Source organism: Cognataquiflexum nitidum (assembly GCF_022538055.1).
Taxonomy (GTDB): domain Bacteria; phylum Bacteroidota; class Bacteroidia; order Cytophagales; family Cyclobacteriaceae; genus Cognataquiflexum; species Cognataquiflexum nitidum.
In genome coordinates this window covers 1-20,628 of sequence record NZ_JAKZAM010000008.1, presented here as the reverse complement: position 1 = coordinate 20,628, position 20,628 = coordinate 1, and the positions used below count along the sequence as shown (strand labels likewise).

At 40.7% G+C, this 20,628-nt stretch carries 15 protein-coding genes; 4 read left to right on the top strand and 11 right to left on the bottom strand.

The window, feature by feature from the left end; genetic code table 11:
- Nucleotides 1-226 precede the first annotated feature (226 nt).
- On the top strand, nucleotides 227-2,242 hold the full coding sequence (locus MMU07_RS06970; RefSeq protein ID WP_241125134.1) for a monovalent cation:proton antiporter family protein: 2,016 nt from the start codon (nucleotides 227-229) through the stop codon (nucleotides 2,240-2,242).
- Nucleotides 2,243-2,340: 98 nt separating this feature from the next.
- Here the strand turns inward: MMU07_RS06970 and MMU07_RS06965 are convergent, their stop codons facing one another.
- Nucleotides 2,341-4,620: a patatin-like phospholipase family protein gene (locus MMU07_RS06965; protein ID WP_241125133.1), complete on the bottom strand. Its 2,280-nt coding sequence runs from the start codon at nucleotides 4,618-4,620 to the stop codon at nucleotides 2,341-2,343.
- 118 nt (nucleotides 4,621-4,738) lie between these two features.
- Here MMU07_RS06965 and MMU07_RS06960 point away from each other — a divergent pair, with 118 nt between their 5' ends.
- Nucleotides 4,739-5,257: a DUF4494 domain-containing protein gene (locus MMU07_RS06960; RefSeq protein WP_241125132.1), complete on the top strand. Its 519-nt coding sequence runs from the start codon at nucleotides 4,739-4,741 to the stop codon at nucleotides 5,255-5,257.
- Between the two features lie 9 nt (nucleotides 5,258-5,266).
- Here the strand turns inward: MMU07_RS06960 and MMU07_RS06955 are convergent, their stop codons facing one another.
- Nucleotides 5,267-5,866 (bottom strand): hydrolase, encoded by a 600-nt coding sequence (locus MMU07_RS06955; RefSeq protein WP_241125131.1) that lies wholly within the window; start codon nucleotides 5,864-5,866, stop codon nucleotides 5,267-5,269.
- Nucleotides 5,867-5,984: 118 nt separating this feature from the next.
- Here MMU07_RS06955 and MMU07_RS06950 point away from each other — a divergent pair, with 118 nt between their 5' ends.
- Nucleotides 5,985-7,022, top strand: coding sequence for a PAS domain-containing protein (locus MMU07_RS06950; RefSeq protein ID WP_241125130.1), 1,038 nt, complete (start codon nucleotides 5,985-5,987; stop codon nucleotides 7,020-7,022).
- Nucleotides 7,023-7,209: 187 nt separating this feature from the next.
- Here MMU07_RS06950 and MMU07_RS06945 read toward each other — a convergent pair whose 3' ends face one another.
- The 9 genes from MMU07_RS06945 to MMU07_RS06905 form a co-directional block, all read right to left on the bottom strand.
- Nucleotides 7,210-8,397: a hypothetical protein gene (locus MMU07_RS06945; protein ID WP_241125129.1), complete on the bottom strand. Its 1,188-nt coding sequence runs from the start codon at nucleotides 8,395-8,397 to the stop codon at nucleotides 7,210-7,212.
- Between the two features lie 61 nt (nucleotides 8,398-8,458).
- The gene (locus tag MMU07_RS06940) at nucleotides 8,459-9,598 is read right to left on the bottom strand and encodes a DUF4221 family protein (protein ID WP_241125128.1); all 1,140 of its coding nucleotides are present in this window, start codon (nucleotides 9,596-9,598) and stop codon (nucleotides 8,459-8,461) included.
- A gap of 641 nt (nucleotides 9,599-10,239) precedes the next feature.
- Entirely contained in the window at nucleotides 10,240-10,392 is a 153-nt protein-coding gene (locus MMU07_RS06935; protein WP_241125127.1) for a hypothetical protein, read from the bottom strand.
- Nucleotides 10,393-10,398: 6 nt separating this feature from the next.
- Entirely contained in the window at nucleotides 10,399-10,626 is a 228-nt protein-coding gene (locus MMU07_RS06930; protein WP_241125126.1) for a hypothetical protein, read from the bottom strand.
- A 191-nt stretch (nucleotides 10,627-10,817) separates the two neighbouring features.
- A complete protein-coding gene (locus MMU07_RS06925; protein ID WP_241125125.1) occupies nucleotides 10,818-12,536 on the bottom strand; it encodes an efflux RND transporter periplasmic adaptor subunit in 1,719 nt (572 codons plus the stop codon).
- A 261-nt stretch (nucleotides 12,537-12,797) separates the two neighbouring features.
- A complete protein-coding gene (locus MMU07_RS06920) occupies nucleotides 12,798-14,309 on the bottom strand; it encodes a TolC family protein (RefSeq protein WP_241125124.1) in 1,512 nt (503 codons plus the stop codon).
- On the bottom strand, nucleotides 14,306-14,698 hold the full coding sequence (locus tag MMU07_RS06915) for a four helix bundle protein (protein ID WP_241125123.1): 393 nt from the start codon (nucleotides 14,696-14,698) through the stop codon (nucleotides 14,306-14,308). The genes MMU07_RS06920 and MMU07_RS06915 overlap by 4 nt, the downstream gene beginning before the upstream one ends.
- A 787-nt stretch (nucleotides 14,699-15,485) precedes the next feature.
- On the bottom strand, nucleotides 15,486-19,355 hold the full coding sequence (locus tag MMU07_RS06910) for an efflux RND transporter permease subunit (protein WP_241125122.1): 3,870 nt from the start codon (nucleotides 19,353-19,355) through the stop codon (nucleotides 15,486-15,488).
- Nucleotides 19,356-19,616: 261 nt separating this feature from the next.
- Nucleotides 19,617-19,997, bottom strand: coding sequence for an HYC_CC_PP family protein (locus MMU07_RS06905; protein ID WP_241125121.1), 381 nt, complete (start codon nucleotides 19,995-19,997; stop codon nucleotides 19,617-19,619).
- Nucleotides 19,998-20,223: 226 nt separating this feature from the next.
- Here MMU07_RS06905 and MMU07_RS06900 point away from each other — a divergent pair, with 226 nt between their 5' ends.
- Nucleotides 20,224-20,574 (top strand): ATP-binding protein, encoded by a 351-nt coding sequence (locus tag MMU07_RS06900; RefSeq protein WP_241125120.1) that lies wholly within the window; start codon nucleotides 20,224-20,226, stop codon nucleotides 20,572-20,574.
- The last annotated feature ends 54 nt before the right edge of the window (nucleotides 20,575-20,628 follow it).

Below are 20,628 nucleotides of genomic sequence, written 5' to 3'. Positions count from 1 at the left end.
GAGAAGGGAAGATCAAAGAAAGGTCGTTTGAGTTGCTTTTTCCACAAATCCAAGGTTTGGAGGTTTTACATGTCCTACTGAAATTGCCAAGATTGTAAATCAGTCACGCTAAAGGTCTTGTTGACTTTCATTCTTTTTATTGCTACCATACAAATTACTTTGAATAATTATCTTGGGTTTAATTTGTATTTTGGGAAACAGAAAAATATTTCAAAGCTATAAAAACATGCTGAATTTTATTTTTGCAGAGGGTCAAATCCCCATGTTATCCGATATCGTCTGGATTTTTGGCTTGGCTACTTTGGTGATTTTGCTTTTTATGAGGTTCAAAATCCCAACTATCATTGGTTTTTTATTTACTGGAGCTTTGGCGGGACCTTACGGGCTGTCTTTGGTCACTGCCTCCACAACTGTCGAGGCACTTTCCGAAATCGGGGTAATCCTGCTTCTTTTTGTGATAGGGATGGAATTCTCTTTAAAAAGCCTTTTATCAATCAAGAAGGCTGTTTTTATCGGTGGATCGCTTCAGGTATTTACCACTATTGTTACCACAACATTTATTGCCAGTTTTTTGGGCTTTGAATGGAATGTATCTGTATTTCTTGGTTTTCTATTTTCACTGAGTTCCACTGCGATTGTTCTCAAACTCCTGCAGGAAGGGGGACAGGTCAATACCATCTCGGGAAGAACGACCTTGGCAATTCTTATTTTCCAGGATGTAATCATCGTTCCCCTGATGTTGTTTATTCCGATGCTTGCGGGCGAGACAGACAACATTGCCCTTTCACTGCTTTTGATGGCGGGTAAAGGCATTGCAGTGATCATTCTGACTTTCTTAAGTGCAAAATACCTGATTCCTTCCCTCTTGTTTCGAATCGCCAAAACAAGAAATGAGGAACTCTTCCTTCTTAGCATTATAGTGATATGTTTTGCTGTGGCTTACCTTACTTCCTTATTGGGCCTTTCATTAGGATTAGGGGCGTTTTTGGCAGGATTGATTATTAGTGAATCAGACTACAGCCACCATGCCACCGGCAAAATCCTTCCCTTTAGAGAAGTATTTCTGAGTTTTTTCTTTGTTTCTGTGGGGATGCTTTTTGACATTGGATTCTTATTTTCCAATATACTGCTGATATTGGGATTGACAGCACTGACCTTTTTGGTCAAATTCATCATTGTTGCTTTTTCTGTCAGGACTATAGGACAGGGTTTTAAAGAAGCCTTCATTGTTGGTTTTTCAATCTTTCAGATCGGCGAATTTTCTTTGCTTTTAGCCAAAGAAGGGATGAAGTATGAACTGATGGACCCTACGACTTACCAGTTTTTTCTTGCCATTTCCATTTTGACGATGGCGATCACTCCCTTTTTTCTGAAGAAAAGGGAATCTCTTTCAAAAGCCATCCTTGCTTTGTCCCTTCCAAGCAAGCTTAATGAAAAATTCGGAAATGAGGATGTACCAAAAAATATAACGATTGAGACCAATCTGAAAGACCATCTTGTTATCATTGGTTTTGGACTAAATGGGCACAATCTCGCTAAAGCTGCGAGGTCTGCCAATATTCCTTATGTAATCATCGAAATGAATCCTGTCACTGTACGAAAGGAAGCTGCCAATGGGGAACCGATTTTCTTTGGCGATGCCTCTAATGAATCTGTCCTTGAACATGTCAAAATCCATAAAGCAAGGGTAGCTGTGATCGCCATATCCAATGCAGCGGCTACCAAGAGGATTATTTCCAATATCCGTTATATGACAACAAATCCTTACATCATCGTGAGGACTAGGTATGTCAATGAAATGGAAGAAAATCACAAACTAGGCGCAGATGAGGTAATTCCTGAGGAATTTGAGACTTCAATAGAAATTTTCACAAGGGTTTTGGGAAAATATTTGGTATCCAAACATGACATAGAGCATTTTACAGAAGAAGTCCGGTCCTATAATTATGAGATGTTCAGGAAGCCATCTGACAAAGAGAAAAGCAGGTTGAAAATCGAACTGCCAGAGATCAATCTTGTGGGATTCAAGGTCGAAAAGGATTCTGGTAAATTTATAAACAAGCCACTTAAGGATGCCAAAATAAGAGAGTTATTTGGGGTGAATATCGTAGCCATCAAACGCGAGGATCAGACCATGTCTGACATCACTGGTCAAATGAAGCTCAAGCTTGGGGATTTGGTCTATGTGGTGGGAAATTCTGAAGCATTGCTCGCTTTTGAAAAAGAAGTTGAAATAGATTGAGGATTTTAAGTGGAGATCCGCAGAGAGGTCAGTTAGGTATCTTGCTTTAGATAACAGACAGAAGACCGATGTCCGATGACCGAAGTAACCCGCTGAGGTTATTGTAGAAAATCAATGGCTTTTAATTTCTCCATTGACTGTTGGTTTTTGTGGCTCTGGATGTTGTCAATAATGGATTTTTTTTCGCGAGCCGTAAGTCTCCAATTCAATGAAGCCCGGAGAATTTCCTGCTGCTTTGGATTAAATACCCCTTCCTGATCTGCCAATCCCATTTCTTTGAGATACTGCAAGGTGGAATATTCAAACTCAATCCTTTCCAAATTAAAGGGCATGGATTCCTTCATCCTGTTGTAGGTGACCTCATTGTTGAGAGTCTGCACATTGTCCCAATTGATATAAATATTCTTAATGGGCGTAAAAAGCTTTTCAAATAAGGTGGGAGCCTGCTTTGGCTGGATTTCAGAAAATTTTTCAGAATCCCTGATGGTGACCAAAACCACACCTGAAGTGTTTTCAGCAATCCAATCCTGAAAAACATACATAAACCGGAGCGCATCCTGCACACCAAAATTGTCTGACAAACCCGAATCCATTGTCTCCATCCTTGGACTAGATGGCAACTGTACGTTTGGAGTGATAAATGGAAAAGTCGCACCCATCCTCAAAGCACTGATAAATCGAAGTTGGTCCGCACCATGATGGGCAAAAAACCGCTGAAAATCGATTCCTTGGCTCTTCTCCTCCACTCCATCGGCCCTGTCCAGAGATATTCCCATATAGGCCATCGGAGATGGGGCAATGTACAGTTTCCTCCCATCATTGGTGATCAATGGGGTGACGGGAAGCATGGGGATTTTGCTTTCAAATTCCGGGATCCTATACTCCCCAATGGGCTTTTCCATGATCCCTTTGGTATTGATGTTGAATTGGTTTTCGAAGGCATACCCCCGGTCTTTGAGGTATTTTCGGTTATAATAATGGAAAGATTGGTTTCTGATCAGAAGGTCGTTGACCAATAAGGTAAAAATAATCGGATTAAGGTTGTCAGCAGAAATCTGATCGAGGTATTTGGGGTCATACAAATCCAGCTTTTCATCTGCAGCCCTGAGATACAATTCCCTAAAAAAAGCAGCCCCAACAACCCCGCCTGATGCGCCGCTGATCATTTGGGTATGCTTGAAAAACTGGTTTTCACTTGCTTTCTCCACTTCCTGCAGTACTCGGACAGTCCACAAAGCGGCCCGCTGTCCTCCTCCACTCGTGGCGACAAAAACCATTTTTGGCTTTGACCCTGCGGGAAACTTGGCCTTCCAATTTTCCAAAATCTTTAAGGCATATTGTTTGTCTTTTGCCACACTGTCCGCATGCAGCAGCTTATTGAGATGGTCAAGGTCATATACCGCAGGATCTGAGTCATAATCCATTCCAAAAGCAGTATGGGGTCTGTTTAGAATCTCCGTGCTCGATAATACATTGAAGAGAAGTATGGCGCCGATCACTATGGGAGTGGACCAATCTCTCAGCCAAAAGGCCAAGGCCCCTACCACCATCGTCAGAATAGAAAAAAGTAAAATACTACTTGCAGCCGCAGGTATCTGTAAGAAAGGGTTTTCCCTAAACAAACCCAAAATTAAAATCAAACTTATCAATCCGATCTGTATCAAAACCATATTGAGGTGGTTTTGGTCAAAGACCCGGAGCAGCTGATGGGTCTCAAACCTTGCCAAATCCTGTCTCACGGGTCTAAATCTCATATTGAGGTCAAGGAAATCCACCACCTTGTCTTTGGCTTTTTGACTTTCCTTGATCCGTCTGAGCATATTGGCCCTTGGGATTTTTGTTTTGCGTAGCCTCTTTTCTACACTATCAGCAAAAAGCTTGAAAAAGTCCTTATTGGTAAGTGCAAAATAAACGAACATCAAGGTGTAGGTAGTCAATGTACCGGCTGCAAATCCCAAAAAATAAACGAGGATGATCCAGTTGTTCTCATGCTCATTGTCCAACTGAAAAGTAATGATTGCTACGAGATACAGGATGTAAAATCCCAAAGGTATGATCGAATTATTGATGCAATAATGGATAAAAGGTCGCGGGACAACCGCCAAAAATTTAAATTTGGAGCCGTCAAGGATGTAGGTTGTCATGTGGAATGACATGGTGAAAATAGCGAGTGTCACCCCTACCAGAAAAAATCCCTGCCAGGAAACCTCATTCAAATACTCAGGATCGAGAAAAAGAAAAGGTATTCCAAGTACTGTTCCAAACTGCTGCAAAATGATAAGCGCCAACAATACCCAAAGGGCCACCAGAAAAAGGTTCTTTTTAAGGTGCAAAATCAACAGCTGGATCGGAAAACTATAGATGATTTTATCCCACATCGGTCATTTGTTCTGCCAAAATATAACGCAATTTTAATTGAATTCTAAATCGACATTTTTCATTGTGGCTTTTGCCAATATCACTTACCTTAGCTTCCTGAATTTGAAAAATTGAATTATGAGAACCTGGTTTTTGTGTAAAGTAAAATATGCCAAAGAAACTGAGCAAGGCCTGCTCAAAAATGTCTCCGAGCAATATCTGGTAGATGCTGTGTCATTTACGGAAGCTGAGGCGAGGATATATGACATGCTTGGATCTGTCATCCGTGGAGACTTTCAGGTGACCAATATCAGCAAAAGCAATCTGGTAGATGTGTTTTTCTATGAGGATATCGACATTTGGCACAAATGCAAGATCACCTATATCGTAGCTGATGGCGACAGCGGCAAGGAAAAGAAAGTGACGCAGTTCATGATTGTCACCGCCCATGATGTGAAGGAAGCCTACGAAAGGATCTTTGAAAGTCTGAACAACATGCTCGTTTCCTTCCGGGTGACAGAAGTGACCGAAAGTCCGATCATAGAAGTGTTTCCTTATGAAAAAGACGAGGAACTGAATCCACCGATTCCCGAAAATCTAAAACCCCTCCGGGAGGTTCAGGCAGAACTGAGAGAATATGAAGAAAAGGACGAATAGTCCTTTTTTTTATGCTCGGAGCTGATTCGCTATCACAAAACTGATCAACTCCTCCACGGGTATTCCTGCCCTTTCTGAAGCATCGGCAATATCTTCCCTGCTGACTTGGGCAGCGAAGGTTTTGTCTTTCAGCCTTTTTTTGACACCGCTGACTTCCATTCCCTCATAACCCTGTGGCCGCATCAGGGAGTAGGCATGGACAAAACCTGACAATTCATCAAAGGCATAGAGCATCTTTTCCATCTCGATCACGGGATCTACCCCAAAATACCTCGGCCCGTGGCATGCAATGGTCCGGATGATCCGTGGATCGATATTCCTTGACTCCAATTCTTCTATGATTTTGCGGCAATGCTGATCAGGCCATTGGTCCCAATCGGCATCATGAAGCAATCCCGCCAAATGCCACATGTGCTGCATGGATTCGTCATATCCCTTTGCGGCAGCATAGGCTTTCATCAGGTGTCCCACCTGCTTCATGTGAAAAAGCAATTTTTCATTCAAAACCCAATGGCTCAACAGTTCCATCGCTTCCTGCAAAGTCATTACTTTTCCAAGGTTCGATTCAGAACCAAATTCTTGCCGGTTTAACAAATAAATAGATTCCATAAAAAGATCGATTTAGGATTTAAAAACATTTTTTTGCTTTTTACATTATTATTTATGTAATTTGTGACAGTATTTTGAACTTTCAAAATTATCTCCGACCTATCAGACCGTTTGTTTCATGAAAGAATTTTTTAAGTATTCAGATTATTTTTACTTTATCTGTCTGGACAGGGATGCTAATATATTGGATAGCAATGAACATCTTCAAAAAGAAACAAGATTTTTGAAACATGCCTTAATAGGTTCCTCTTTTTCAGAATTGGTCTACTACAAGGACTTTTCAAATTTTCAGAGCCTCTTGGAAAAATCACTGATGGAAGGCGAAAGGAAGTTCACACTTGACATAAGGAAAATTAAATCTGATGGTTTGGATTTTTATTGGACCAAGTGGGAGTTTACAATCAACTCAGACAACATTGGAAACATCGGGATTTTGGGAGTTGGTCATATCATAGAAAATGTAAACGAAAAATCAGTTCAGTTTCCTAACAGCATCAATGACCTTCATGCAAAAAATTCATTGATGGAAGGTTTATTGGAAGATAACCTGATCGGATTCTGGATTTGGGATATTGCACAGCAATCAGATCAGCTGAGCCTTTCTCTGAATGAGATATTCGGATACAGTGCTATCCAAAAAAGCAAAGGCCAAAAGAATGTGAAATGGAAAAAACATGTTCACCCCTCTGACCGGTCCAAAGTAGAAGGAAATCTGAAGGAGCATTTTGCGAGTAATGGCAAGCTTCCGTTCCATTGTGAGTTTAGGATCAAGAATCTCCATAAAAAAGACATTTGGGTCTTGGGATATGGCAAAGTCCTGCAGTGGAGTCCTGAGGGCGAACCCTTGGTCATGGCGGGCTGTTTCTTTGACATCTCCGAAAGGAAAAAAACAGAATCCCTTTTCCGGCAACAAAGCCAATACCTGACGACGGTGACTTTCAACCAAACACACCTGATGCGCGCCAAACTGGCCAATATCATCGGGATACTGGAAATAATCGATCCCAAAAAACCCTCTATGGAAACATTGCACTTTCTCAAAATGATCAAAACCGAAGCCAGAAAGCTGGACGAGGAACTGAGGAAAAGCATCTCCGCCTCGAGCAGCCTGCAGATTACCCCTCCCCAGTCCGAAAACCAGGCATTGATGATTTAAGGGTTTTTTATGGATTTGTAGGTTGGGTTGTTTTTTTCACTTAAAATAAATATTTAACTCTTCAACCTCACTATTCCAATAATCGGATTTTTCTCTTCTGTTTTCAAATCAGAAAATTGGTCTTTTTTGACATAATAGAAAATATCGTTCTCCGGGTCAAGTGGCCTAAACAAAATAATCAATATATCTATTTCAAGGTTACGCGATAGCGATAGAAGACATTGTAATCCAATTCCGTTTTGGAAGTAGGCTTAATATATACTATATCGTTGGCATCCATAAAATGTACTACACCGGGAACAGGGAGTTCTGATATTGATGCTTGGTTGCCATTTTTATCTGTCAGGATATATTTGGCTTTCCAATGCTTCTGCAGCGTTTCCCAATATTCAGGATCACTTTGGTAACCCTCTCCTTTTGCACGAAATGAATCATAAATATCCTGAGGCACTTCAGTGTAAAATTCTACCAAAAAGTAATTCCCGCCACTAAATAGCTGTGTGAAAAGCGGATATAAAAAATATTCCTTTTTGACGTCGAAGATAAAATTCTCATTTCTCTCTGGATGGAAAAGTGATATCTGAGCAATTGGAGAAAGACTATTGCCATTTAACTCATAAAAAAACAACTCGTTGCCAACACTCGGGAGAACGGCAACTTTTTTATCAGTTTTAGAAACCTGTATATATGAACTTTTAAATCCAACCCATTTTTGCTCAAGTCTTGGCTTCCATGTTTCAGGATATAAGTTGATCCTGGTTATATCTTTTGAATCTACATCATAGATATATCCAATTTCTGCTTTTTCATAAACGAGCGAATTTTCAGATTTTTCGGCTAAAAGCTGTTCGTCAAGCAAATTCAGCTCCTGACCTAAAATCAAGGTTTTGCAATCTTTTTCAAATATTGAAAAACTTCTATTGGAATTATAAATGGTAATAAAACTTAACCCTTTTGTAAGAGGTGGACTTTGGGCTGTTTTTCTAAAGTCCCGATCGAAAAAGTTAAACTTGTTCTCTGAAGACATTTCCTTTATTACGATTCCCTCCTTCCAAAAAGCAACTTCCAAAGGGGATTCCACTTTATCCGGACCTTCGCCTGTTGGTTCAAAACTTGAAATTATTTTCCCCTCCAGGTCTGTAATGATTAACTCATTCATCTGTCTCTCATTGAAAAGGAGTTGCCCGGTATTCTCATTCTTGTCAGCAAGGTAAAGTTCAGATAGTGATTCTACCACGAGGGAATCCAAAAATTCAAATTCAACTTTTCCTTCATTTGAAGTGAGTTGAGTATTATGAGATGGACCGGAACAGGAAATAAGGAAAACCAGAAATGGGAATATCAGAGTCCGCGTAGCTTTTTTGTTAATTTTCATGATTTTAGCTTAGTATAAAGTTCATTGTGAAGTTTTTGGCTGCTGCTCTTGAAGGTATATTTCATTGTTCAATATCAAAAATTATAAATCCCAACTCATCTGAGAAATTTTGGTAAACCCAAAGTTTCCCGTCTTTGGCAAAATACTTGACAAACTCATTGTTCAACTCAGGAACCAAAACCTCAGAGGTCAAATTAAACCCAGCATCAAAAACTGATAAATACACCTTAATTTCTTGGAGTTCTGGAAGCAATGTATCCTCTGCCTTCCTTTCTTTAAATACCCTGCTAGCAGATAATCGGAAATACCTCTTGTTCACAGCATCCCATACAGGGGGGGCAAATCTTACTTGTTCCAATAGTTTTTGATATTCTTCCTGTATTTGTTCAAATGTCTTGATCCCCTTATCTTCTAAATCAGAAGCTCGCTTGGGTGTCCTCTTGGGTTCGTATTTTAGAGTTTTCATATATTCCCCCTCAGCATTGAAAAGAAATATTTCACTTGAATATTGGTGGCTAATGATGATGTGATCATTTTCAGACGTCAAATAAACAGTAGGATCCATATAAGTGTAGTTCTGAGGGTCATCAATTGCCAATACGAAATTGTGATAAGATTTTTCAGAATCGATATCAAATCGTTCCACTGAGTTGTCCCTTACTGACAGAATATCCAAAAAAACTTCCCGGTTTTTATTATCAAAACTTAACCCAAAAACCTTCAATTCATTGCCTTTGAGTGCAATTTCATTTCGAGGAGTTTGTCCATACTTCAAACCATTTGGATTCAAAGAATTCCCCCAATCAATTCTGTTTATTAAGCTGCCATTCTTTTCAAATACTGCAGATTCACCATAAGATTTAAAAAAAAGTGAACCATCTTTCAAAAAATTTAGACTATTTACATGCTTGCCTGTTCCATCTGGTCCTTCCGCTTCAAAAGGGAAACTTTTTACAAATTCCAGTTTATCAAGATTTACCTCATCCAAAGAATGATCAAACTTGTTGAACAAAAAAATGGAAGTTTCTTCATCATTTAAATCGGACTTGAATATATAATAATCCAAATCAAGCAATCGGCCTTTGGAATCAATAAAAACAGTATCTATTTCATAAAATAAATCATCGCTAATCCTGTCGACATCCTTACTTTGGCAAGAAAGGGCAATACAAACAATTATTATAAAAGTTAGGTACCTCATATTTTTTAGGGTTAGGAATTAATATTTGGAAATAAGCTTTGCGAAATAAATGGATATATGCTCCGCGAAATATTTTGAAATAAGCTTCGCGATATAAATGGAAATATACCCTTGGTGAAATATATAGAAATATGCTTCGCGAAATGGGAAGAAATAGGCTTCGTGAAATAGGTTGAAATAGGCTTCATGAATTGTTTTGAGGACCTTAAAAGCCGTTTTTGTCGGCCTTTCGGAAATATACAGGGTAGAAACCCATTTCCTTTCAGGCTTTTATCCGCACAACTAACTCTTATTAAATGTATAATTTAATCTTCTTCCCTACAAATACGGTTAAATGACCAACTCCACATTTATCAAAAAATTGAATTGTTGTACTACCTGAAAACCAAACAATCTTCTAAACTCCCCGTTGAACCCTCCCCTAACCAACTAATCTGTCCGTAAAAAATGGATCCACGGAATTAAAAACTTTTTTGAAAAAAAATATCCAAGACAATATTTTTTGAAAGCTTCCTTCAAAACCAATAAACATTAAATGTGATACAGATATTCATTGATATTGGATATTGGTTGATATTACTTCAAAACCAACCCAACTTTCCTATCGAATTCAGGTATCCATTAATTTCCAAAATCCACTATTACCCATTTCCCCTTATTTCCACCAAATCTCCACCTGTCCCCAAAACCCAATATCCATTAATATCCAATATCCACAAATACCCATTTCCCACTATTTCCAACAAACCTCCACCTATCCCCAAAACCCAATATCCATTAATATCCAATATCAACAAATATCAATTTCCCCCTATTTCCACCAAACCTCCACCTATCCCCAAAACCCAATATCCATTAATATCCAATATCAACAAATACCCATTTCCCACTATTTCCAACAAACCTCTACCTATCCCTAAAACCCAATATCCATTAATATCCAATATCCACAAATACCTATTTCCCACTATTTCCAACAAACCTCCACCTATCCCCAAAACCCAATATCCATTAATATCCAATATCAACAAATATCAATTTCCCCCTATTTCCACCAAACCTCTACCTGTCCCCAAACCCAATATCCACTTATATCCAATATCCACAAATATCAATTCCCCTCTGTTTCCACCAAACCTGAACTTATCCCCAAAACCCAATATCCCTTAATATCCAATATCCACTAATATCTATATCTCCCAATATCTAATTCCAAAAATTAATTATTAGGAATAAAAGTCTCCTTCACCTCCCCACAAGTCAGCATCGCTTCCCCGAAATATGGGTTTTTGATTTCCTTTTCCCCACTCAGCCAAAACGCCCCTTTGTCTTTGAAGGCCATCGGACAGTATTGCTTGTAGACGGTGTTTTGCTCCACACCAAAATAAGCCACCGCCGAAATCAGGTTGTCCGAAAGTGTTTCGAAATGGGACCGCTGCACTTCCACGTCTTTGGTGCTTTGGATTTTGTCCAGACTTCCTTGGATTGGTTTCAATAATCCCATCCATACATCGCGTGATTTTTCATCCAAAAGACCCATTTCTACCTTTGTCAAAGAGGCCTTGGATTTGGATACCGCCGATTGGGCGGAAGCAACATCGGAAGCAGTAAGGGCATTTTTGATCGTAAAATAGCTTTTTACAAATGCGGTAAGCTGTTTACGGAATTGCTCGGGAACGTCCTGATTCTGTGAAACAGCTTTGGCTTCAGGTCTCAGCATCATGCTGTATTTTCCAGAGAGTTGTGCCGCTGCATCTATCCCAAAAACCCCGTTGCTGACTACCTCATCTCCATCGCTGATGCCGGAGGTCACCATATAATCGTCACCAGAGCGCGCACCCAAAGTCACTTCCCGCATTTCAAAAGCCGGGGACTCGCTGTCACCCACCTGCACATACACCACAGATCGCGGACCTGTCCACAGGATGGCGGACTTAGGAACCATAAGGCCCGACTTGGCTGTAGAGGACGTTTTGATCGTGGCACTGACAAACATCTCGGGCTTCAGCTGCATGCCTGTATTGACAGCTTCCGCACGGATTCCGACTGTCCTTGTTTCGGGATTCAAAGTCGGATCAATAAAAGTTACTTTTCCAGTAAATTCCTTTCCCGGGTAAGCGGCTGCCTGAAAAGTGATGTTATCACCCTTTTTGATTCCGGACAGGTCAGATTCATAAGCATCCATGATTACCCAAACCTGACTCAAATCCATGAGTTCAAACAGGACAGAACCCCTGCTGACAAATTCACCCAAGGAGACATTCCTTGCGCTCACGATTCCCGAGGCATCGGCATAGACGTCAAACTGCGTCTGAACAGCGCCACTCTTTTCGATCTCCGCAATCTGCCCATCCGAGATTTTCCAAAGGCGCAGTTTTTCCTTGGCAGCTTGGTACAATGCCGGCTGACGGTCTTTGATCTTGGCCACTTCCAAGAGTTCCTTTTGGGCATTGACCAGATCCGGTGAATAGATGGTTGCCAGTTTTTGGCCTTTGGTCACTTCCTGACCGGTAAAATTGACAAAAAGCTTGTCTATCCTTCCTGCAAAATTGGAGGTAAGGCTTTTGATCCTTTGCTCATCGGGTTGGATTTTGCCAGACAATTGAAGCCTCGAGGCAGAAGCTCCTGAGGTGACTTTGGTCGTCATGACGTTGGAAAGCGCCATGGCTTCGGGAGTCATTTCCAATTGGTATTCGTTGGTAGAACCGCTGAGTTGTGACAGCGGAACGAGATCCATGCCGCAGATCGGGCATTGGCCAGGTTCGTTTTGTCGGATATGGGGATGCATGGGAGATACCCAAATTATTTCCCCATCGGAGGCAAGTGCTTCCTGATTTTCCGTTTCAGGCTCTCCTCCACCTCTGATGATCCATCCGAAAATCCCTCCAAAGAGCAGACAACCTAAGATGATGATGACGATATTTTTTCTTGTATTCATGGCGTATATGATTCAATGTTCATTTTTATTTTTGCGCGTTTTTTAAAGCAACCTTTAATTCGTTTCCAAACAGGACGGAAGACAGAAGACGGAAGTCGGATGACCGATGACCGATGTCGGATGACCGATGTGGTTAACTTTTTAACAAGTAAGCCTCTTGTTTTGGAATTAATATCCATAAATATCTAGTATCAATTAATATCTGATTGAGCTTCTTTAAAGCCCATAATTCTACACTTAGAGATTGAACCTTACCCTCCTTTAATAACCTGAAAGCACCTCAAGTCTAGCGTAATCCAATTGCTGCTCGATCTGGGTATTGAGCAAATCAAGCCTGAAGTCCAGAAGTTCTCTTTGGATACTCAGAATCTCCTCAAAAGAACTTCCGTCAGTCGCATAAGAAGTCACGGAAAGTTCCATGGTCTGTTCGGTCAGTTCAATCTGCTCTTCCAGCAAATCAAGTTTTCTCTGCGAATCTTTGAGCAGGGCTATGGCACTTTCAAATTCTGTGACCAAGCTGTTTTGAAGATCTTCTTTTTGCTTGATGGCGGATTCTCTCCAATAAATCGCCTCCGTTTCCATCGACTTGTATTTTTTTCTGTAAATGGGTAGAGTCACCGTTCCCATGACCATAAACATGTTATTGCCCATTCCGGAAGGCATATATTCCATTCCATCCATTCCTCCGATCATTCCTGATTCAGGTCTTGGAGAAAAAACCATATAATTCAAACCCGCACCCAACATCGGTCGTCCTTCCAGTTTGGCCATTTGGGCTTGTTTCCAATAAGCTTCACTTTCTTTTTCCAGCATCAGCACCATAGGATTGTTGGTCAGAATCCCCTCCAACATCAGTTCTTCCAATCCGGCAATATTGATCGGCTCAAACTTCTCGGAAAGGTTGATTTTTTCAGTTTGTTCGACTCCCAAGAGTTGGTTGAATTTGGCTATCAAAGGTTTTTTGTTGACTTCCATCTGGATCAGTTCGCTTTGGAGGGCTTTGATCTGAACCTGAAGTCTGAGTACATCGGTCAATTTTCCGGAACTGCCGGTGGCCCCCATGGTGTTCATTCCTGAGGATGGACTGGATGGGGTTGTACCTGCAGCAGGACTGCCTCCTCCCATTCCCATGCCATCGGAAGAACTTCCGGAAGATTGGATCTGGATGGGTTTCCTGACGGCCGAACTTACCGATGACACCGCTTCGGAGGTATTTCCGCCTTGGTACCGGATGATGGCCAACCGCTCCAGACTTTTGAGGATTTCTAGATTCGATTGGGTGATGGCAATGGTATTTTCAAGTTGCTGCAACTGGAAATACGTCTCCTTCACCTGCAGCATCAACCTGTTCCTTTCCTCTTTGAAAGCCTCGTACCTTGCCTCAGCCATCAAAGTGGCTTCATCCTTTTGGGTTTTGAGCATGCCAAACCACGGAAACATCTGCATCACAGAAGCTTCTGCCCTTTGATTTCCCATGAGCAATTCCATCGGCCTAAGAAAATACCCGACATTCAGCTCAGGATCCGGCAATGAATTGGCTTGGTTTACCTTTTCTAAAGATGCCTCATAGCCTTTAAAAGAAGCCCTTATCCCAGGGTTGTTTTCAATTGCTATTTCGAGGTAGGTGTCCAAGGACTGGGAATTTACTTTTCCACTGAGCATCAATGCAGCAAACATCAGATATTTATAGATATTGGATATTGATGGATATTGGCCGGAAAGTCCAACATCACACCTTCCAATAAGGGATTTAATGTATTTGAATAGGTTCATTTCAATTCCTTTTTTGAATTGTAAATTGATTGAATGTAATTGTTCAGTTTAAGTGAAAGTTTATCTGAAATCATTTTAACGTTAGTAAACTCTTCCTTTGAAATAATTTCCCTTTCTTCCATTAGGCTTAACCAATGGTTGATCGACTCTAATAATGAACCTCTGCTATTATATAAAAAACGGATCCGGTCCAAATAGTGGTACCGACCATAAGACTCCGCAATATTTGCCCCTATCGAATCAATTGATTCTATAAATTGGTCACCTATAATCTTTCTTGTTTGCCAAGTCATTTTGGAATAAATGGCCCATCCCATTTTTGATAGTTCTCTTGCCAATTTATATACCTCCAAATCCTCAAGTTTTATATATTCTTTTTTCTCTTCCATATAAAATATAAATTCTAGCCATTTTTTAGTTATACTTTGAATTAAATCAATCGTTAATTTATTTCAAAAAGATATTTATTGATATTCGATACAAATAGATATTGTTTCCAAAACCATTCCTGTTGAATGATTCAATAAGTCATTGTCCTATTCCGCTCCCTGATTTCAAATAAATAATAGAATACCATCATTAATTTCAAATCCTCCATATCCCTCCGTTTCATAAATCAATATCCACCAATATCCTATATCAATTGATATCCAACCTTCCTTTCAAACCAAACAAACACCTTGATTCCTAAATCAATATCCACCAATATCCAGTATCAACTAATATCAATTCTTTTCTTAATATCCAGTATCAATTAATTTCCAATCTTCCTTTCAAACCAAAATAAACGCCTTGATTCCCAAATCAATATCCACCAATATCCAGTATCAATTAATATCAATTCCTCTTTTTAAATACCCAGATCCCCAAATCAATATCCACCAATATCCAGTATCAACTAATATCAATTCTTTTCTTAATATCCAGTATCAATTAATATCAATTCCTCTTTTTAAATACCCTGATCCCCAAATCAATATCCACCAATATCCAATATCAATTAATATCCAATATCAATTAATATCCAACCTTCCTTTCAAACCAAATAAACACCTTGATTCCCAAATCAATATCCATCAATATCCAGTATCAACTAATATCTATTCTTCATTATAAAACCCGATAAACTCAATGATCTCCAAATCAATATCCACCAATATCCAGTATCAATTAATATCAAATCTTTCTTACCATAATCTCCCTATATTTTCCATACAAAACCGGAACTATAAATAGTGAAATCAGCGCCACCGCCATCCCTCCAAATGCCGGAATGGCCATCGGAATCATGATATCGGATCCTCGGCCGGAGCTGGTCAATACGGGTAACAAGGCCAATAATGTTGTCGCCGTGGTCATCAGACATGGCCTTACTCTTTTCAGGCCGGCCTCCAACACTGCCTTCCGGATTTCAGGAACTGTAATCGGATTGGCCTTGTCAAAACTTTGCTTCAGGTAGGTTCCCATCACAACTCCGTCATCTGTTGCAATCCCAAACAGGGCAATGAAACCAACCCAAACTGCCACACTGAGGTTGACAGTCCGCATTTGGAACAAGTCCCGCATATTGGTACCCAGGAAACTGAAGTCAAAAAACCAATCCTGTCCGTACAGCCACAGCATCATAAATCCTCCGGAAAAAGCCATTGCGATGGCTGTAAAGACCATCAATGTCAACACCGTGGACTTAAATTGGAAATAAAGGATCAGGAATATCACCGCCAAACACAGCGGAATGACCAATGCAAGGCGCTTTTCGGCCCTGATCTGATTTTCATAACTGCCGGAAAAAACATATGAAACCCCTGCAGGAACTACAAGTTCACCGGTTCTTACTTTTTCATCCAGCAGGTTTTTGGCACTTTCGACCACATTGACTTCTGCATACCCATCCCTTTTGTCAAACATCACATAGCCTACCAAAAAGGTGTTTTCACCCCTGATCATCATCGGACCGGGGCGGTAGGTAATTTCTGCAATTTGACCTAAAGGAATCTGAGCTCCGGTTGGGCTATTGACCAGGATTTTCTTCAACACCTCGGGGTCATCACGGTATTCCCTTGCATACCGTGCACGGATGGCATAGCGTTTACGGCCTTCGACTGTGGTACTCAGGGTCATGCCACCTATCGCCACTTCAATAAACTCTTGCACATCTGCGACATTCAGTCCATATCTGCCCAAAGCCACCCTGTCCAAATCCACTTCCAAGTAGGGTTTGCCCAATGACCTGTCTGCAAAAACTGCTTCCGCTTTGACTGAAGGAACTTCCTGAAGCAGGCCTTCAAGTTGTAAACTGAAATTCTCTATCGTCTCCAAATCCGGTCCATAAACTTTCATCCCCATCGGTGCCCGCATTCCCGTCTGCAGCATCACCAACCTTGTTTCGATGGGCTGGAGTTTTGGAGCGGAGGTAACGCCAGGAATACCTGAGGTCCTCAGTTGGATTTCATCCCAAATATCATCAGGAGACTCAATCTGATCACGCCACTGACGGAAGTATTGGCCTTTATTCTCATCCAGGATCAAGTGCTTTTGGATTTCTTTGACAATGGATTTGGTTTTATTTTCTTCCAAATAATTGAAATCCTTATCCCAGATAGTTCCCGAAACGCGATCATACCAATGGTCTTTGCCATCGATATTTAGTTGGAAAAAACCATCTTTATCGGTCTTGAATCTTAATTTTTGGGCATCTTGATCCTGGAGGTATTCGGTTTTGTAATTGATGATATTCTCATACATCGACATCGGTGCAGGGTCAAGCGGACTTTCGGCCCTACCTGCTTTGCCGACAACCATTTCCACTTCAGGAATCGCCTGAACCAACATATCCAATTGCTTTACGATCTGCATGTTGGCCTCCACACCGGAATGGGGCATGGATGTTGGCATGAGCAAAAACGAACCTTCATTCAAAGCAGGCATAAATTCCTTCCCCATTCCCGGAAAGGTATGTGTCAACCCGGACCAAAGTGGAGTTGTCCGGATATTCCATCCGATTTTATCAAAAGCAATGGCGGAAAATTCAAAAATCTTCCCAAATCCCAGCCAGATATTCAATGCCAAAAACATGATTAGAGCAGGTATCAAAAGGAAAGTCTTGGTATTATCCAGACACCATTTTAAGATGGGAGCATAGAAACGAATGAACAATGAAAACCCTCCTAGGATCAACCCAATCACAAATCCGATGAAAATAAAATTGACAAAAACAGACTGACTCAATCCCAACGGCCTCCACATTTCGGCCAACAAAACTGAAATTCCAACCACGGCTATGGCCATGGAAATCCATTCTTTATATCTACCATTTTGGGTCTTTTCAGAAAAATAAGCATGAACAAGATTATTGGTGGCAAATGAAATCAAAACCAATCCTGCCCAGGCAAAGAAAAAGAGCAGGACGAAGCCCAACAGAAGCAAGGCGAAATTGAGTATGTTTTTGTATGGCCTGGATTTGACATTGGTGCCAAAAACCCAATGCGCAAAAGCCGGCATAAATACCAAGGTAAAAATCAAAGCAGCCACAAGGGCAAAAGTCTTGGTGTAGGCCAATGGCCCAAAGAGCTTTCCTTCAGCCGCCTGCAAAGTAAATACAGGTAAAAAGCTCACGATGGTAGTCATCACAGCGGTGACTATGGCCGAGGCAACTTCCGTAGTCGCTTCATAAATGACCTGAAGTTTGGTTTTTTGACCACCTGATTCTTCGATGTGTCTGAGAATGTTTTCATTGAGGATAATCCCGAGATCGACCATGGTCCCGATCGCTATGGCAATTCCTGAGAGTGCTACAATATTGGCGTCCACCCCAAAATACTTCATCATAATGAAGCACATCAACACCGCCAAAGGCAACAAAGCAGAAATCAAAAGCGAGGCTCTTAGGTTAAAAACCATCACCATGATCACGATGATCGTGATCAGAATCTGCAGGATTATGGCTTCATTTAGCGTATTGAGGGTTTCTTTGATCAGACCCGACCGGTCGTAAAAAGGCACAATGGTGACTTTGGAAACTGTCCCGTCCGCCAAGGTTTTGCTTGGCAGTCCCGGGGTGATTTCTTCGATTTTTGCTTTGACCGCATCAATTACCTGAAGTGGATTGTCGCCATATCGGGCAACGACCACACCTCCGACTGCTTCTGCGCCACCTTTATCCAAGATCGCCCTTTCTGCCCTACTCGCCGGTCCAATGTTTACTTTGGCAATGTCCTTGATCCTAAGGGGGACGTTGTTGCTTACTTTCACTACTGCCAATTCGATGTCTTCCAAAGATTTGACATATCCCAAACCACGGACGATGTATTCCACTTGGTTGATTTCCATCGTATTGGCGCCGATATCCAAGTTGGATTGCTTGATGGCATTCATCACTTCCATCATGGTGACATTGTGGGCTTTCAAAGCCACCGGATCCAAATCCACCTGATATTCTTTGACATGTCCGCCAATCGTAGCGACCTCTGCCACGCCAGCTGTCCCGGCAAGTCCGTACTTTACATAAAAATCCTGAATACTTCTCAATTCATTCAAATCCCAACCTCCGGCAGGATTCCCATTTTCATCTCTGCCTTCCAAAGTGTAAAAATAAACCTGACCCAAACCTGTGGCATCCGGCCCCAACTTGGGCTGCACACTTTCTGGCAATAAGCCTGAAGGCAGGGAATTGAGCTTTTCCAATATCCTTGAACGGCTCCAATAAAATTCTATGTCTTCTTCAAAAATGATGTAAATTGAAGAAAACCCAAACATGGAAGTGCTTCGGATAGTCTTCACACCCGGCATTCCCAAAAGGGAGGTGGTCAGGGGGTATGTAATCTGATCCTCCACATCTTGGGGTGAGCGTCCCATCCATTCGGTAAAAACGATCTGTTGGTTTTCTCCGATATCGGGAATCGCATCTACGGGAACAGGGTCATTGGGAAGAAAACCGGTATTCCAGTTGAACGGAGCGACGACAATTCCCCAAAGGACTACGAGTACCAAAAGGATCACCGTGACCAGTTTGTTTTCAAGAAAGAATTTTATTGTTTTATTAAGCATAGTTTCTAAAACTAACTTTCATTTATCTAATCTGCTTTATTTCAGTAGATTAATATATAAATAGATATTTGATATTGGTAGATAATAAGTTCCCAAAGTTGGACCTTGATTTGGTACTATGAGACAAATGACAGCGGAAACGCAAATAGACCGGATTGACCTTTAGCATAATAATTATTACTACCATTGAGGTGCAAAAGGAATGCATTTTGTGCGCGTGTTTAGAGGTTGAGGCTATCTACCTCTCCGAGGGGAAAAAAATTAAATCAGGAATACCTGACAAAAAATATAAATTGGAGTATCCTGTAATATTGGTGGTGCGGAATCAGAAAAGGCTGTTTTCTCGGAAATACCAATTATTGTTTCGGACAATTCAAATTGAAAAGTGGGTAAAATAAAATCAAACCTCAGAGGCTGAAAATGTATGATTTCTGTAAGCTGTTGATCCGAATTGGGTAACTCAAGGTGGGATACATCCGCACAACATCCCGGCATGGGTTCCTGAGATTCACAGCAGGTTTTTGATTCCCCATAAAGATTGATCCGCTGAAAATCATCTCCGCAAAAATGCATAGAATAGCTTAGCCCAGCGTTGAAAAACACATAGAATACAAGGAGTGTTATTTTAATAAATTGCTTCACAAGACAGATTTACGACTTAAAGGTAATCAGGTTTTGCATTTTTTTAAAATTATAAAATTTTTGATAGGATTTATATGCCGGACGAAGTGAAGTACTTTTTCGAAGGTCTTTTAGAAAATCGAAGTTTGAATATGGTTTTTTTTGCTTATTGTGGTAAGCAATTGTTTATATTTTTGCTTATTATAGTAATCAATAAACACTATTTTTGCTTATCAAAGAAAGCATTATGGACGCCTTATTAGAAAAATCAATCAAAAAAATCGAATCAACCTCTTTGGAATTTGTCAGGAGCAAGATAGATAGAATCCGTTGGGAGGCACGATTGATAGGAATCAAAGGCCCAAGAGGTGTGGGAAAGACAACCTTAATTTTGCAATACATCAAAAAAAATCTACCGCTGGACCACACGGTGCTTTACGTCAGTCTTGACAACATTTGGTTTGCACAAAACAGGCTAGTGAGTTTGGTAGATGATTTTGTAAAAAGAGGAGGAAAACACCTTTTTTTGGATGAGGTACACAAATACCCGGATTGGTCCATTGAGCTCAAAAACAGTAACTACTCAGGTTCTATTTAATTAACCGGAATTCAAGTTTTTTAATTGGTAACTGCTTTTGGGTTTAGCCTGTGT